This is a genomic window from Methylobacterium sp. Leaf125 (assembly GCF_001423085.1).
In the GTDB taxonomy this organism is placed as follows: Bacteria; Pseudomonadota; Alphaproteobacteria; order Rhizobiales; family Beijerinckiaceae; genus Methylobacterium.
Genome location: NZ_LMNU01000012.1, coordinates 815,976 through 831,827, shown reverse-complemented (window position 1 = coordinate 831,827; position 15,852 = coordinate 815,976). Strand labels below are relative to the sequence as shown.

At 63.3% G+C, this 15,852-nt stretch carries 15 protein-coding genes; 1 reads left to right on the top strand and 14 read right to left on the bottom strand.

Annotated elements, in window-relative coordinates:
• From rfbA to ASF58_RS25040, 14 genes are all read right to left on the bottom strand, one after another.
• Nucleotides 1-860: glucose-1-phosphate thymidylyltransferase RfbA (gene rfbA, locus ASF58_RS14910; protein WP_055953598.1), on the bottom strand; the 860-nt coding region annotated here is incomplete at its 3' end.
• On the bottom strand, nt 857-1,777 hold the full coding sequence (rfbD, locus tag ASF58_RS14905; RefSeq protein WP_055953595.1) for a dTDP-4-dehydrorhamnose reductase: 921 nt from the start codon (nt 1,775-1,777) through the stop codon (nt 857-859). The genes rfbD and rfbA, both read right to left, overlap by 4 nt.
• A 4-nt stretch (nt 1,778-1,781) precedes the next feature.
• Nucleotides 1,782-2,849 (bottom strand): dTDP-glucose 4,6-dehydratase, encoded by a 1,068-nt coding sequence (rfbB, locus tag ASF58_RS14900; RefSeq protein ID WP_055953592.1) that lies wholly within the window; start codon nt 2,847-2,849, stop codon nt 1,782-1,784.
• 87 nt (nt 2,850-2,936) lie between these two features.
• Nucleotides 2,937-3,491: a dTDP-4-dehydrorhamnose 3,5-epimerase gene (gene rfbC / locus ASF58_RS14895; RefSeq protein WP_055953883.1), complete on the bottom strand. Its 555-nt coding sequence runs from the start codon at nt 3,489-3,491 to the stop codon at nt 2,937-2,939.
• A gap of 953 nt (nt 3,492-4,444) precedes the next feature.
• Entirely contained in the window at nt 4,445-5,836 is a 1,392-nt protein-coding gene (locus ASF58_RS14890) for a fatty acid--CoA ligase family protein (RefSeq protein WP_055953589.1), read from the bottom strand.
• Complete coding sequence (locus ASF58_RS14885; protein WP_055953586.1) at nt 5,833-6,075, bottom strand: acyl carrier protein; 243 nt, start codon at nt 6,073-6,075, stop codon at nt 5,833-5,835. The genes ASF58_RS14890 and ASF58_RS14885 overlap by 4 nt, the downstream gene beginning before the upstream one ends.
• Entirely contained in the window at nt 6,065-7,858 is a 1,794-nt protein-coding gene (locus ASF58_RS14880; RefSeq protein WP_055953583.1) for an HAD-IIIC family phosphatase, read from the bottom strand. Before ASF58_RS14880 ends, ASF58_RS14885 begins: the two co-directional genes overlap by 11 nt.
• Nucleotides 7,855-9,045, bottom strand: coding sequence for an SDR family oxidoreductase (locus tag ASF58_RS14875; RefSeq protein ID WP_055953580.1), 1,191 nt, complete (start codon nt 9,043-9,045; stop codon nt 7,855-7,857). The genes ASF58_RS14880 and ASF58_RS14875 overlap by 4 nt, the downstream gene beginning before the upstream one ends.
• Nucleotide 9,046: 1 nt before the next feature.
• Entirely contained in the window at nt 9,047-10,084 is a 1,038-nt protein-coding gene (locus tag ASF58_RS14870) for a ketoacyl-ACP synthase III (protein WP_055953577.1), read from the bottom strand.
• Nucleotides 10,081-10,755 carry an MBL fold metallo-hydrolase gene (locus ASF58_RS14865; protein ID WP_055953574.1) on the bottom strand — a complete coding sequence of 225 codons (675 nt, stop codon included), beginning with the start codon at nt 10,753-10,755 and terminating at the stop codon, nt 10,081-10,083. The genes ASF58_RS14870 and ASF58_RS14865 overlap by 4 nt, the downstream gene beginning before the upstream one ends.
• A gap of 5 nt (nt 10,756-10,760) precedes the next feature.
• Nucleotides 10,761-11,471, bottom strand: coding sequence for an SDR family NAD(P)-dependent oxidoreductase (locus ASF58_RS14860; protein ID WP_055953571.1), 711 nt, complete (start codon nt 11,469-11,471; stop codon nt 10,761-10,763).
• The gene (locus ASF58_RS14855; RefSeq protein WP_200930202.1) at nt 11,471-11,800 is read right to left on the bottom strand and encodes a hypothetical protein; all 330 of its coding nucleotides are present in this window, start codon (nt 11,798-11,800) and stop codon (nt 11,471-11,473) included. The genes ASF58_RS14860 and ASF58_RS14855 overlap by 1 nt, the downstream gene beginning before the upstream one ends.
• A 62-nt stretch (nt 11,801-11,862) precedes the next feature.
• A complete protein-coding gene (locus ASF58_RS14850; protein WP_200930201.1) occupies nt 11,863-12,456 on the bottom strand; it encodes a GNAT family protein in 594 nt (197 codons plus the stop codon).
• 246 nt (nt 12,457-12,702) lie between these two features.
• The gene (locus tag ASF58_RS25040; RefSeq protein ID WP_082513072.1) at nt 12,703-14,442 is read right to left on the bottom strand and encodes a glycosyltransferase; all 1,740 of its coding nucleotides are present in this window, start codon (nt 14,440-14,442) and stop codon (nt 12,703-12,705) included.
• Nucleotides 14,443-15,420: 978 nt separating this feature from the next.
• Here ASF58_RS25040 and ASF58_RS14840 point away from each other — a divergent pair.
• Nucleotides 15,421-15,834, top strand: coding sequence for an FdtA/QdtA family cupin domain-containing protein (locus tag ASF58_RS14840; RefSeq protein ID WP_055953559.1), 414 nt, complete (start codon nt 15,421-15,423; stop codon nt 15,832-15,834).
• Nucleotides 15,835-15,852: the final 18 nt, after the last annotated feature.

Here is a 15,852-nt window from a genome sequence, read left to right as displayed (position 1 = left end):
TGTGCGAGTTTGAGGAGGTTCTGTCCGTAGGCGGTTTTGGCGAAGAGCTTGCCGCGGGCGACGAGCTGGTCCTTGCCGATGAAGCCCTGCAGGTAGGCGATCTCYTCCAGGCAGGCCACCTGCAGGCCCTGGCGGTGCTGGAGCGTGCGCACGAACTCGGCCGCCTCCAGCAGGCTGTCATGGGTGCCCGTGTCGAGCCAGGCATAGCCGCGGCTCATGCGCTCCACGTGCARCTGCCCGCGCTCGAGATAGGCCTCGTTGACGCTGGTGATCTCGAGCTCGCCCCGGGCCGAGGGCGTCACCGCCGCGGCGATGTCGAGGACCTGGTTGTCGTAGAAGTACAGCCCCGTCACCGCCCAGGGGCTCTCGGGCTCCACCGGCTTCTCGACCAGGCGCAGGGGCCGCCCGTCCGGGCCGAGGGTCACCACGCCGTAGGCCGAGGGATCGTCGACGTGGTAGGCAAACACCGTGGCGCCGCTCTCGCGGGCGCGCGCGCGCGCCAGCATCTCGCGCATGCCCGAGCCGAAGAACAGGTTGTCGCCGAGCACCAGGGCCACGCTGTCCGCACCCACGAAGTCGCGTCCGATCAGGAAGGCCTGGGCCAGCCCTTCCGGCCGGGGCTGGAGCGCGTAGCTGAAGGACAGCCCGAACTGCTCGCCGGTGCCGAACAGGCGCTTGTAGTTGTCCAGGTGCTCGGGCGAGGAGATGATCAGGATCTCGCGGATGCCCGCCAGCATCAGCACCGAGACCGGGTAGTAGATCATCGGCTTGTCGTAGACCGGCAGCAGCTGCTTGTTGATCGACAGCGTGGCCGGGTGCAGGCGCGTGCCCGTGCCGCCGGCCAGAACGATCCCCTTCATGCCTGTGTCTCCGTCGTTGTCCGTTCGGGGCCGACCAGCCGGTCGAGGATGTCGTCGAGGGCCCGTTCCCAGGGCCGCGGCCTCAGGCCGTAGGCGGCCGTGAGGCTCGCGGTCGAGAGCACCGAGTACGCGGGCCGGCGGGCCGGGGTCGGGAAGGCGCTGGTGGGAATGGCGTCGACCGGTACCGCGCGGGCGCCGCGCCGGGCCGCGCCCGCCACGATGGCGCGGGCAAAGCCGCACCAGGTGGTGGCGCCCGCATTGACGAAGTGATGCGTGCCCGTGGGGGCGGTAGGATCGCGGGCCAGCGCCTGGGCGATCTGGGCCAGGCCGGCGGCGAGGTCGCCCGCGCTCGTCGGGCTGCCGTGCTGGTCGTCGACCACGCTGAGGCGCTCGCGCTCGGCGGCGAGCCGCAGCATCGTCTTGACGAAGTTGCTCCGGTGCGGGCTCACCACCCAGGCGGTGCGGAGGATGGCGTGGCGCGGGTTGGCGCTGCGCACCGCGATCTCGCCGGCCGCCTTGCTGGCGCCGTAGACGCTCTGCGGGTCGATCGGCGTATCGGGGGTGCAGGGGCCCTCGGCGCGGCCGTCGAAGACGTAGTCGGTGGAGACGTGCACGAGGGGGATGCCGGCCCGGGCGGTGGCGGCGGCCAGGAGTGCCGGCGCCACCGCGTTCAGGGCCCAGGCCGCGGCGATCTCGCTCTCGGCCCGGTCCACGGCGGTGTAGGCGGCCGCGTTGACCACCGCCGCGTAGGGGCGCGCGCTCAGGGCGGCGTCGATGGCGGCGGCGTCGGTGACGTCGAGCGCCGTGCGGCTCGGGGCGTGCAGGCGGGTGCCCGCCTCCCAGAGCGCGGGCGCCTGCAACTCGGTGCCGACCTGGCCGGCCCCGCCGAGGATGAGGATGTCGCGCGTCTCGGGCATCGGCTCAGGCGCGGCCGGTGGGGGCTGTGCCCAGGCCGAGGCGCTCGCCGGTGTAGCGGCCCTCGCGGATCGGGCGCCACCAGGCCTCGTTGGCGAGGTACCAGCGCACGGTCTCCTCCAGGGCCCGCTCGAAGTCCTTGGTCGGATGCCAGCCGAGCTCGGCCTCGGCCTTGGACGGGTCGATGGCGTAGCGCCGGTCGTGGCCGGGCCGGTCGGCGACGGAGGTGATCAGCCGGTCGTGGGGGGCGTGGTCCGGGCGCAGGCGGTCGAAGGCGGCGCAGAGCGCCTTGACGACGGCGAGGTTGTTGCGCACCGCGCGCCCGCCCAGCAGGTAGGTCTCGCCGATCCGCCCCTTCTCCAGCACCGCCACGAGGCCGCGGGCATGGTCCTCCACGTGGATCCAGTCGCGCTCGTTCAGGCCATCGCCGTAGACGGGCAGCGGCTTGCCCTCCAGGGCGTTGAGGATCATCAGCGGGATGAGCTTCTCGGGAAAGTGGCGCGGGCCGTAGTTGTTCGAGCAGTTCGTCACCAGGACCGGCAGGCCGTAGGTCTCGTGCCAGGCGCGGGCCAGGTGGTCGGAGGCGGCCTTGGAGGCCGAGTAGGGCGAGCGCGGGTCGTAGCGGCTGGCTTCGGTGAAGAAGCCGTCCGGCGGCAGCGAGCCGTAGACCTCGTCGGTGGAGACGTGCAGGAAGCGGAAGGCCGCCTTGGCCTCGCCGCTCAGCCCGTCCCAGTGGCTGCGGGCTCCGTCGAGCATGACCTGGGTGCCGACCACGTTGGTGCGGATGAAGGCGCCCGGATCGGTGATCGAGCGGTCGACATGGCTCTCGGCGGCCAGGTGCATCACGGCCTCGGGCCGGAACGCGGCGTAGAGGGCGTGCACGGCCCCCGGGTCGCAGATGTCGGCCTCCACCAGGCGGTGGCGCGGGTTGTCCGCCAGCGGCTGGAGCGAGATCGGGTTGGCCGCGTAGGTCAGCGCGTCGAGCGTCGCCACCTCGTGTCCGAGCTCCTGCACCAGGTGCAGCACCAGGGCCGATCCGATGAAGCCGCAGCCGCCCGTCACCAAGATGCGCATGGGATGAAAGGTCTTTCGTGAAGGCGATCGGAAAGCGATCGCGGGGAACAGCGGAACCGGATCCGGTCGTATCCTGCCGCAAGAGCTTCAGAAAAGCGGCGGAAGATCGGCCAGGCGCGGGGCGATCCGGTCCTTGGCCGAGAGCTGGGCCTGCGCCTCGCTCACCGGCCAGGCGATGCCGAGCGCCGGATCGTTCCAGAGCAGGCCGCCATCRTGCTCGGGGCTGTAGACCCCGCCGGCGACCTTGTAGGCCACCATGGTGTCGGGTTCCAGGGTGCAGAAGCCGTGCCCGAAGCCGACCGGGATGTAGACCTGCTCGCCGGCTTGCGCGTCGAGGCGCACGGCCACGTGCCGGCCGTAGGTGGGCGAGGCGCGCCGCAGGTCGACGGCGACATCCAGGATGGCCCCCGCGAGCACCCGGACCAGCTTGGCCTGGGCCATGGGAGGGCGCTGGAAGTGCAGGCCCCGCACCGTGCCGCGCGGGGCGGAAAAGGACTGGTTGTCCTGGATGAACACATCCGCGATGCCGGCCCGGGCCAGGATGTCCGCCCGGTACGTCTCGCAAAACCAGCCCCGCGCATCGCCAAAGCGCGGAGACACCACCCGCCGGACCGCCGGAATCTCCGTCTCAATCACCTGCATGCTATGGGATTTCGCCCCCGGCGCGNCCGCCCGGTACGTCTCGCAAAACCAGCCCCGCGCATCGCCAAAGCGCGGAGACACCACCCGCCGGACCGCCGGAATCTCCGTCTCAATCACCTGCATGCCAGAACGCCTTCGAAATCGTGGGAACCGGTCCGTTCTTCGAAAGTCCCGGCTCGCCAAGACCTGCTTCCAGTCTGGCGAGAGATGGAGGGGATTAGCAGGGGCCATTGACCCTTAGGTACATGTCACTTGTGGATAGCCCTCGGCCCAGTGGGGATCAGAGACGCCACGCGCCTGCAACTCGGCCCCCGGGGTCGTGGCCAGTCGAGGCTTCAAGCCCGCATGATCCCAGCAGTCTCGGTCCGTAGGCTTGCGGAGAAGGTAGGCCAAGGATCAAGTCGGCACGAATGCCGAGAGCATGTGTGCTGAGGGCAAATTGTTTTGCCGAGCCGGATGCGAAGGGGCCAAAGGTCTGCACCCCATGTGTTCGACAGTCATCGGAAAAGCGAACGGACCATCTGAAAGGTCTCCACGGTCGCGTGTCGAATGACCTCTGATGTTGTCTGGCCGATGCCGAGTGAGCATCTGTGACGATGCACCGGAGGAGGCGTCGCGGAAGCGCGGACGTCTACAGCTCGTATGGCGCGATTATCGGCGCGGGTCGTCTGGCATTACAACAATATCGTCCAGAAAAGGAGTTGCTGAGTGAGTTAGATTGTATGCAGATGAAGCGTGGCTTCGCGTCTGCCCTGCGTAGCGGACGGGTGCTGTGAAGCGTAAGTCGGCTCTTTGAGCGGTCTTTCGAGACCTTCCGGCCTGGAGCCGTGACGTCGAGGCTGCCGCAACCGTCACTGTGCGGCAGCCTCGACGGGCCCCATGGCGTCAACACCGGCCCCCGGGCTTAGGCCAAGGGCTCGCCGAGCCCCTTCGACCGGTGTCCGGGAATACTTTTAGTCGGCTTGGTCAGACGTGGTGGCGGACGGCGTCGGCTGGCTGCGGCCCGCGGCGGACCTGATCTTCTTCTGCCTGACGGAGTTCAGCGGTTCGTCGGTGATGATGATCTTGCTGGGTGCCTTGTAGGGTGCCAGTACCGCCTTGCAGGCAAGCCGGACCCGCAGCTTCAAGGATTCGACGGTTTCCGGCTCTCTGACTCGGATCTTGGCCGTGACCACCTGCCCGAGGATCTTGTGCGGCTCCGCCAGCACGACCACGTCTTCGACGTTGTCGATGCCGAGGATGACTTCTTCCACCTCGACCGGATAGACCTTCTGGCCACCGACATTGATGATGTCCGTCACCCGACCCAGAATGCGCAGCCATTCTCCATCGACCTCGACCCGGTCCTGCGTGTTGAACCAGCCCTCCTCGTCGAATCCGCTGGCAGCGTTCAGGTAGCCCTCCATCCGGTAGCTCGACTTGATCCAGAGCACTCCGTCGCGGACCTCCGTACGGAAGCCCTCGCCACCGACCCTGAGCCATAGAGAGCCATCCGGACGCGATTGGGATCGCAGGACGCCGACTTCAGAGAGACCATAGGTCTGCTGCAACTGCACGCCGGGGAACGCTGCCCGCAGACGGTCGAGGGTTACCTGCGGCATAACCTCGGTGCCGTACGTGATGCGCTTGATCGACGACAGGTCGAAGTCCTCGTGCGCTCGCACCATCAGCATGATGTTTAGGAACGACGGCGTCACGGGAAGCAACTCGACTTTGTAACGCTCGATGGCCGCCGCAACCTTCGCGATGGAGCGGTCGTCGACGGTGACCACCGTTCCGAGGCTCGACGTGATCGCGAGGATCGTGTTGATTCCCCCGAAATGGTCGATCATCAGGAATGGGATCGTGACCATCGGTGCGCGCTGAACCCGGAATTTCTCGGCGACCTGTTCGAAGTCGTGGAGAATCCCCTTCGGTGCGCCGGTCGATCCGGAACTGAACAGGATCAATCCAGCCTTATCCTTCGCAAGGAACTGGCTGAGCAGGGCATTTTCGACCGGGACCCGTTTTTCGGACAGGCTGAACTCGCGTCCGGCGGAATCGAACTCGGCGATCCAGTCCGCCCCCGAGACACCGAGGGCGACATCCTGCTCGATCACCGACTCGCGGGTGAGCGGAATGACGATGCAGCGATCGAGGCCGAGGGCCAGGATGAGACAGACCACTTCCGGCGAGAAATCGCCGACGACCACCACCTTGTGGCCTGGCCGGACACCGGCCTCCTGCGCGCGGCGGCTGAAGCCATCGACCAGCGCGACCACCTCCCCATAGCTGACCTTCCGGTCGTTATGGATGAAGGCGATGGTGTCCGGATGCTCTCCGAATCGCTCGAGAAGCCACTTCATCCCTTGTCCTTTACCAAGTCCGCGACAACGAGCTTGATCAGCGCATAGGAGGTGAGATCGGCGGCCTCCTCGTCCGGGACCGAGACACCGAACTCTTCCTCAATAGCGAGGATCAGGTCCATGTGCTTGATGGAATCCCAGCTCTCCACGTTGTCCATGCTCGTATTCTGATCGACCGAATTCTCATCGATCTCTAGAATCGCTGCAATTACCGACTTAAGCTTCGTTTCATCCAGCATAATGAATCTTAATCCATTGAGATTGTTGCTTTTCCAGCGTCGCGAGCGGGGTTACGTAGGTCCGCTCTCCTTCGCTGGTTTCCTCCGGTGCAAGCCCGAGTCGGTCGAAGAAATCCTCCACGAGGTTGTTCTTCGCGGACCGGACGAAGCGCCCCCGCAGGCGTGAGCAGCCCCTGCGCGCAGCATCCCGTGCAATGTAAGGCCAGATACTGAATTCGACCCCGCGGCCGATGACACGACAGCTCATGAGGAAGGCCTCAACCTCGACGACGTCATCCTCGTAGCGAACGACCCCGACCCCGGTGAGGCCGGCGCTGCCAAACTTATCCTTCACCGTCAGCGAGTATACCTCCCGGTCTTCACTCGCCATGGCAGCAAGAATCTCAGCCTGTGTGTACCGGCGTGTCGTCAGGTTGAACTGGTTCGATTTCTGCGTCAGCTCGCTGATCCGTGCCACGTTCGCCTCGGCATTACGCAAAAGCTCGACCTCGAGCTCCAGAGAGGCGATGTAGTCTTCCTGGGACGAGAACTGAGCCTTGAGGGCCTCGGCGGCAGCCTTCTGCTTATATTGCTGTGTTTTCGCACTGCTCTCGGCCGAGACGCCACCGGCAAGGAACAGCGCCTTGATGTCTCCGACAACCGCCGGGTATTCAGTGAGAGCACTGGGCACCTGAAACACCGTCACCGCGGGAACCTGTGACTGCACACCCTCGAGTTCGAAGGACGAATCGTCGAGGAAAACGATGCTGTCGAGGCCGACATTGAGCTCCGTCGCGATGGCCCGGAGGTTCGTCGATTTATCGTCCCAGTTGATCTTCCTGATCGTCAGGTTCTCCGAGCGGATCGGCATGTCAGGATGGCGAGACAGCACTTCCTCGACATCCGCGGGATTGTTTTTGGTACACAGGCAGAGAATGACACCGGCCCTTTCGAGCCCGAGGAACTCCTGCTGTGCCCGCCAGTACACGTTCCCGGGATACTCGAAAGGAGACAGCTTGATCCCCTCGACGAGGTCCTCCCCGACAACCCCACCCCAGAGGGTGTTGTCGCAGTCGAGAGCCAGCACCTTGTAGAAGTAGGTGCCGTAGGCCCGGGTGGCCTTTGCTGTCCGGCGTCCAATCTCGTTGAGCATCGGCAGCGCGTAGGGCGCCTTGGCCTGGGCGTAGAAGCGGCGGTCGATCGCTGCCGACAGCCCGACATCGGTCAGGATCCCGGGCATGTCGAAGAGGGCTGCGGGTGTGGCCTCCGCGACCACGTTGGCGAGCATCTCCTGGAAGGTTTGCAGGACGGTCGATACCCGGTCCGGCTGACGCGGCTGTGCCGACGGCCAGGTCCTGTGGAACTGGCCGACGAGTACCGTCGGGATCGGCTGCGCGGCAGCGAGAGCGAGGCGATAGCGCTCGGCCAGCTCTTCGCCCTTGGCCGCGATAACCGCGTCGTCGAGCCCGGCAGCGATTTGTGCCTCGAAGGCGGGCATCAGGTTGTCGAAGAAAGGAACGACCAGCAGCACGTCCACGCCAGCCTGCACGAAGGTCTCGACGTCCTGTGCGACGCTGTCGTACAGGCCGATTTGAACCCGTAGCCGCACCCCGGCTAGCAGCGCGTGGCGACGCAGGTAGAGGGCGAGGCGATCCACCTGCACGTTGGAGGAGAGACCGAGCGTGACGTCCTTGAGGCCGTCTTCGGTCTTTTCCAGAAAAGCAACGCTCTTCTGGACCTGGAGGAAACTGGCGGCGGGATCGGCCAGGAGCGCTCGGGCGCTCGCTCTGTCGTTGGTGCTCATGACATCGTCAGCCCACCGTTCACCGCCAGCGTGTGTCCCGTGACGAAGGCAGCGGAGTCCGAGGCGAGATAGGCCACGGCGGCGGCGACGTCCTCCGGCGTGGACAACCGACGCAGGGGAGTCTGCCTTGCCACCATCATCTGTACCTTCTCGGGGATGTCGCCGATCAACGTCGTCTCCGTCATTCCCGGGGCGACGCAGTTGACCGTCACGCCCGACGGACCGAGTTCCGCCGCGAGGTAACGGGACATCGTCGCGAGGGCGGACTTGCCGACCGCGTAGGAGGTCCAGGACACGGACGGGTTCCCCTGCACCACCTGGGAGGTGATGTTCACGATCCGCCCGGCACGGGCCTCGGTCATCTGAGGCAGGCAGGCCTTGATCATTTCAAAGGCGCCGCGGACCTGCACGTCGAGGTGCTTCTGCATGTCCGTCCAGGCCAACGCCTGTATGGGCTTCGCATCGATCGCCGGGGCCGCGTTGTTCACCAGCACCCCGACACCCCCGAAGGCCCGGATGGCAGCTTCCGCAATCGACGCTGCGGTGCCCGGTACGGTGAGATCGCCCTGCACGGCGATAGCCCCTGGACCGTTCGCCGACAATTCGTGCACCAGGGCCTCGGCCCGGTCCCGCCGGCCGCGATAATGCACCACCACTGCATGGCCGTCCGCGGCCAAGCGCCGGCAAATCGCGCCGCCGATCCCGCCCGAGCCGCCGGTCACGATGGCGACCCGGCGCCGATCCGCTTCTGGGGCCACCTCGGCCGCTTGCCGGGTCACAAGAACTTTGACCTTGGCGCGCCCCGAGAGGATCAAGTCACCGTTCTGGTTCGTGATCCGGGTTTCGAGGTCGAGCAGCCTGTCGCGCTCGTGCTTCTTGAGGACGGTGCAACCGATCTCCAGGGTGTCCCCGAGGCGCACCGGGCGATGGAACTCCATGTTCTGGGAGACCCAGAGGGCTCCCGGTCCCGGAAGCTTGGTTCCGATCACCGTGGAGAGGAAGCTCGCGCCGAGCATTCCATGGACCACGATGTCCTTGAATGGCGTCGTCTCCGCATAGATGGGATCGACGTGGAGGGGATTGTCGTCACCGGTCAACTCGACGAAACGGCGGACGTCGTCCGCCGTGATCGTCTTGCTGAGGGTCCGGACGTCGCCGACCTGGATCGCGTTGAAATCGTGGAACATGTCAGCCGACCGAATTGATCTCGTGGCTCACGGCCGTAACCGAAGACCAGCGCCAGACGCTCGCGCCAAAGCTGAAGCCGGCGCCGACCGCCGCGAAGATAACCGTGTCGCCGTCCTTCAAACGGTTGTGCGCCACAGCCTCGCTCAAGGCAATCGCTGTCGAGGCGGCCCCTGTATTTCCGATGCGGCCGACGTTCGTATAGGTCTTCCCCATATCCCCGCCCATCTTACGGACCAAGTATTCGATCAGACGAAGGTTGGCCTGATGGAACACGAAGAAATCTGCTTCGCGATAATTGATGCCGGACTTTTCGCTTGCGCGACGAATGACCGTCGGCAGATGCGTAATGGCCTGCTTCCAGGTCGCGATCCCGTTCAGCTCCATCGTGTCGACCGCTGGGTCGAAGGGGCGATCGGGACGTGTGAAGGTCGAGCCGCCGCCGCGCACCCGGACGGCCTCGTAGTTGGAACTATCCGTATGGAACGCGGAACTGAGAATTCCGGCACCGGGGACCCGCCCCAGCACCACCGCCCCAGCGCCGTCGCTGTGATAGATCGCGGCGTCGGCGTTGCTGCGCGAGATGAAGCGGCTGTTCATCTCGACACCGATGACCAGGGCGTTGCGGACCTCCGGATCGAGCCGCATCCTGTCGCTGGCAACGGTCAGCCCCGTGACGAAGCCGGCGCAGTTCGCCTGGACGTCCAGCATCTGGCCGCCCTTCACGCCGAGATCGGCATGGATCTTGGAGGCCAGGGCGGGGAAACGGTAATCGGCGGAGAAAGTGCAGCAGATGATCAAGTCGATCTGCGACGCATCGATCCCGGCACTCGCCATTGCATCCCTGGCCGCGAACAGGGACAGGCCCGAAGCCGTCTCGTCTGGGGCTGCCAAGTAGCGCCGCTCGATACCCGTTTTTTCGAGGATCCACTCGGGTGTGATTTCGAGGTTCCGGCAGAGGGTCTCGTTATCCTCGACGATGGAGCCGAGGCGATGGCCGACACCGGTGATCGCGATTCCGCTGGGTTCGGCCAGACTCATGCCGCCATCCCCTCGTTCCGTGCCGCCATGAATTCTACCAACTCGGTGTTGTGCGCGCGAATGTCCGCGAAGATCGCCGTACGACCATGTCCGGGGCAGACCAGGGTCGCCGGATCGATCGTATCCCAGACTTTCCGGAGGCTGCTGCGCAGAACGTCGGGATCCTCACCAGGTATCTTCGAGAGGCCAAGGCCGCCACTGTAAAGCGTATCGCCCGAGAAGCAGGTGCCGCCGATCTCGATGAGACAGCTTCCGGGTGAATGTCCGGGGACGAGGCGATGGCGAACCGATACCTCGCCGATTCGCGTCTCGCCGACCTCGTCCTGGAGCAGGGAGAAGCGCGGAAGCTTCAGCTTGGCGGGAATCTTGAAGGCCATCATGAGAAAATTGGCGACCTTGGCCGTCTTCGCGTCGGCGGCATGAAGATAAACGTCCGAACCGAACGCATTCTGAAGCACGGAGGCGGAGCCGATGTGGTCGAAATGACCGTGGGTGCAGAAGATCGCCGCCGGACGGACGTCGAGCACCTTCAACCCGGCCAGGATCGGTTCCGGGTCGAGGCCGGTATCGACCACGATGGCGCCGCCGGGAACGGGGCCCGTCCAGAGGTAGCTGTTTGCGGGGAACACGCCCGCACAAACCTGCCACACGTTTTCCGAGATCTGCTTCATCGGTCCTAGTTCACACCACCCAGGAACACGGTTTGCGCCGTTATGTACGAGCTCCGCTCCGATGCGAAGAAATCGATGACATTGAGAATGTCATCGATGTCGGCGAACCGGGCCACGGGAAGGCTCTTGATGATTTCTTCGATCTTGTCGCGCGGAAGCTGAGCCAGCATATCGCTATCGATCGCCGAGATCCCGAGGGTGTTGCAGGTCACGTTGAATGTGCCGAACTCCTTCGCCATCACGTTGGCAAGGGTACTCAGACCGGCCTTGGTGGCCGCGTAGACGCTGTCGCCGATCGGCTCCAGGCTCGCGGCCATGGATCCGATGTTGATGATCCGTCCCCACTTGCTCTTGCGCATGAACTTCGCCGCTTCGCGGGAGATCAGGAATGGCGCCAGAAGATTGACGTTGACCATGGCCTGAGCGGCGGCGGGCGGCATGATCATGGCGTACTGAGACGTCAGAACACCCGCGTTGTTGATGACGATGTCGATCCGTGAGGTCTTCTTGCGGACCTCGCCGAAGATGGCCGTTACAGCGGTCGCGTTCGCGAGATCGACCTGGAAGTGCGTGTAGTTGGGGTTATCGATGTCGGATTCATGTCGCGCGAAGCCGAGCACCCGACCGCCCCCCGCGAGCACATGGTCGGTGATCTGGCGACCGACGCCTCGGGTCGCCCCGGTCACGAGGACCGTCTTGTCTGCATAAGCCGTCATCACGCCTTCTCAGTCAGCAGCTCGACGACGAAATCCGTCAGGGTCCGCACGCTCGTAAACGGCGACGGTTCCCGGCTCATGGCCCGGTCATCCGTGAGCGCCACGGGACGATCGAACTGCGTGCTGATCGCGGTCTCGACATCCACGATGACCGACACGAGAGAGAGGGAATCGATCGTCGATTCTCCACCGAACAACAGCGTGTCTTCGGAAAGGGCGACTTGCTGATCTTCCGGCAGCTCCTCGTTGAGGCTCTTCAGGGCCTCGAAGATGATCTGCAGGACGTCGTGTCGAAGATCCATTACGTTCAGCCTCCAGAATCCATCCACTCCGCCAGTGATGTCCGGCGGTCGGTGGCGGATCGTGATTCCTGTGTTCAGCGCAGTGCGCTTTAGGTCGTGGGAACCGGAACTTTGCCCGCCGCCATCAGGACTTTCGCCCGCGCAAGGAACACCGTCCGGTATTCGTCCTCGAGGATGCCCATCGCGACGGCGTCCTGAAACTCGCCACCGATTCGGTAGTGGTTCCGCAGCACGCCCTCTTGCTTCATCCCAAGAAACTTCTGCCACTTGATCATCAGCGTATTGCTGGCCGCGATAGTCCCATACAACCGCAAGAGGCCAAGGTCGTTGAAGGCGAAATCGTAGAGAAGGGCCATCGCCTCGACAGCGACAGGCTGCCCCTTGACCACGTCTTCCTCGCCGATGAGAAACCGCCCGGTCTCGGCCCTCGAATTCCGGTTGTCGACATCCACCAGCGACAGCATCCCGACGGGCTGGCCGCTCCTGAGCTGAATAATGAAATTATGTTCGCTCTGTGGCCGCGATGCGATCCAGCGTGCCTGATCCTCGGGGGTCTGAGCGCCCTGATTCAGATGGCGGGCCCGCTCTGCGGCACGCCACTTGCAAGTAATGGCTGCATCGCCTTCAGCGAGAGGGCGCAGGTCGACGAAAATCCCCTGTAGAACTCTGGATTTAGCCGACATGACATATCCCATTTTACTGCGTCGGACTCCCGTGCTCCTGACCGTCTTGCCAGAAGCTCCCTGGAATTCCCCACGTCTCGGTGGTGGCGACCGAACTTGCCATGCGTATTGAGGTTTTGATCCTCAACCCGACTCGAAGCCGGCATCGTCTGCCATGGAAAGTCACCCTCGTCCAGAGCGCATCGATTGGACCCGCTGCTCCGCTTCGCCCCCAGGGTGATGCCCGGACGTCGTGACCAGAAGATGTCACCACGGCTGTATCGGCAGAGCCGCGGTTTCCAGCGGACGGCCACCCCTCCCGGCGCATATGGACTCCGCGCTGACGAGCGCGATCGAGCCGGGGGATGCGGGAGACCTTCGTTGATCCAGGCACGTTGCAGCCGCCCGGGCATTGCTCCGCGTCAGGTATTCTGAGACGCGCTCCTCGAAGCTGTACCCCCGAGAGACGAGGGCGTTGCATTCGGCAATGCGGGCAGTCCGCTCGGCTTCGTGCTCCAAGTAGAATTGACACTTGCTAACGAGCTCTTCGAGGTTGGAAAACGTCTCGATGGGATTTTCATTGCCGAACAGATAAGACAGGTCTGACCCGGCTACGGCTTTGGTGAGCAACAGACTTCGTGAGGCAAGGACATCCAATACGCGGTACTGGATCCCGGTGCCGGCCTGAGCCTGCGGCAAGTTAATTGAGATCAAAGAATTGTCGTAAATATCCATCAGATCTGCGTGTGAGGCCAAAGACTTTGCGCTATGGAAAGATGCCACAACAGCTGCGTTGTATGGCATTAGTTTTTTCCAGCGGTCGTTCCCGTACAATCGCAACCCCAGGGGGGCGAGCCTGTTGATGATTTCGACACGCCTGTGGTTGGTGACAATATTTTGTAGTTGCTGCTCGATCTGCTCGGCGCTCCAATGCGAAGCCGCAATCAAAATGTCGAGGGCCTCGCGGGTCGTTTGCTCTGCTCGGAGATAACCACGCCGTTCGATCTGCTCCAAACAGACGCGGAGCGCCTCCTTCCATTCCTGTGATCCGCCGTTCTTGTCGAGAAGATCATCGAGACGGTCGTCGCCCACGAGGCTCGCGATCCACGTAATCGCAGCGCGCTCCTTCATTGGCCGTGCATTCCGCCGTTTCCCGACATCCGTTGCAGCAGCAATAAAACTAAAGTTCTTTGCCTTGGCTGGATATGTTCTCCGCAATTCTTCTTCGAGGGATCTGTAGATTGGAGCGAAGATAGCATCAAGGGTGTAAGTCGCGCGGTTGTCATCATTCAGGTGATCGAAGATGTGACCCTTCGAGTCGACGATGACAGACACGATTCGACAGCGAAGTGCTTTGACCACGCGTGGTAGCAACAATGAATTGTTGAAGGAGATTGCAAAGTCGTAGGGCCTGTGACTCAGCCAGTCCGCAAGATGCTCTTCGTCGGCGGGATCTCTCAGCCCCTTGATGCCGTCGTGGTGGGCGAAGTCGCTCCCAAGGTAAACGTCGACATTCATTCCAAACGAAGCAATCGTCGACGCAATCCGTTTGATATAGGGGTCCAGATCCTTGCCCGGAGTCCATGAATACGCGAACAATGCCACCTGCGGCCGCTTCTCACGGAATCGACGGGCGATATAGTGGATGAGCCCATTCCCCTCCGAGTGAGCGATGCCTTGGTTGTGAGCCGCGTACCAGCGGGTGCCGAAGGCACGCGACGGATCCCTGTTCTCCCGGTGCCCGTGAGCAAGATAATGTGAGAGAGGGTCCGCGCGTGCTCGTTTGACGTCCGGATATTCCGCTTCGTACCATTTGGAATCGAAGACATTCAGCACATCTTTCGCCGTGATCGGAGAGGCATCCGATAGATAGATGTTTGAGAGTGCGGCGATGGCCTCGCGAGAACTGCGATGCCGTTTGTCGAAACCTGCCCACAAGGGGGGGGTGTCGATCAATCTCCGAAATGCGGTCAAAATTGCCCGGCGAATGGCAGTGAAGAGAGGCATAGTGACTCTTAGGACTCAGCAATCCGGTGTTGAGGGGGCGCAATCGGGGTTCGATCACACCGCGCGTTCATCTGCTCACCACCACGAGCGTTCGGCAATCGTGCCAGCGCAGCCTGGATCGGCGTCTTCTTGCAACCGGACATCCAAAACCAGACATCCGCAAGTGGTCTGACCAAGCAGCCCGACCGAGCCCTGGCACCCGACGAGTGAGGCGACAGGAGATGGAGCGGGCTGGCGTCATAGCTCTGCTGCGCACCCCTGAACGCTCACTGCGGGACTGGAGCTCCATTCTCTTCGCGCAGACGACGGAGGGGATCGGGGGGGGCAAACGACCTGCCCACCGGGTCCGTTTCACGCGACCGCGACGAGTCGCCTGCCTGTCGGCTCCGTCGGGGTACAGGCAGTCTTTGTCCGTGAGGGTGATCGGCACCCGCGGTGACGGATCGTCCGCCCAGGGACCGGTTTCAGCAAGCTGTCGTGAAGCCTGTCTGCCAATCAGGACCGGGCGCCCGGGATGCCTCTCAGCGGGCCCGCGCATGACTGGCCCAGATCGAGTCAGTTGGACCGTGATGTCGGAGAAACATCGCGGATGATCGGTCGTCCGCGCGGCGGTCATGGGCCTGTCAGCGGGGAAACTGCTGTTAGATGACGCGCGGGCTCGATCCGGTGTCCAGAAGCGAATGGGAGCAGCGGATCTGCGCACAGCAAACCGGATTCGACCTTGCCCGGAGGGGGCGGTCATTTCGACCGCCGCCGCTGGACCTGCGCCGGGGGATTGGCTAGACGTCCGCCGAACCTAGATGCGTGCGAGGGCGCTTATTCGGGAATACCCCCGGTCGAATCGCCGATTGTTTTCCCTCTCGCCGACGGAATTTTGACAACGTTTGAAGCGTAAAAAACCTTTTATTCGATAAGTATTGCGATGCAGGTTTTGACTGAAGGAATGTCGTCGATGAAGAGTGTGGAGGTAGGCGCCCTATGTGGAAGACTTTAAGCCTGCGAAAGATTGTCGATAGCCGCGGCAACCTGACGCCGATCGAGGGTGGAAACGACACGCCATTTCCGATTGCCCGCGTATATTACTTGTACGATGTTCCGAGCGGTTCGAGCCGGGCTGGGCATGCGCACACAAAGCTCCAGCAGATTTACATCGCCGTTGCGGGTAGTTTTGATGTTGGACTTACGGATGGATATGAAACTGAAGTCGTTCGATTGAATCGACCAGATCAGGGCCTGTTGATAGGCCCGGGTGTCTGGCGCGACATCAACAATTTCTCGGCCGGCTCCGTCTGCTTGGTTCTCGCTTCCGCGGTCTACGACGAAGAAGAGTACATCCGCGACAAGGCCGCGTTCGATCTCTTCGTCGAGAACCAAGCGAGAGAAAGTCTTTAACAATCATCCCGAGGGCAA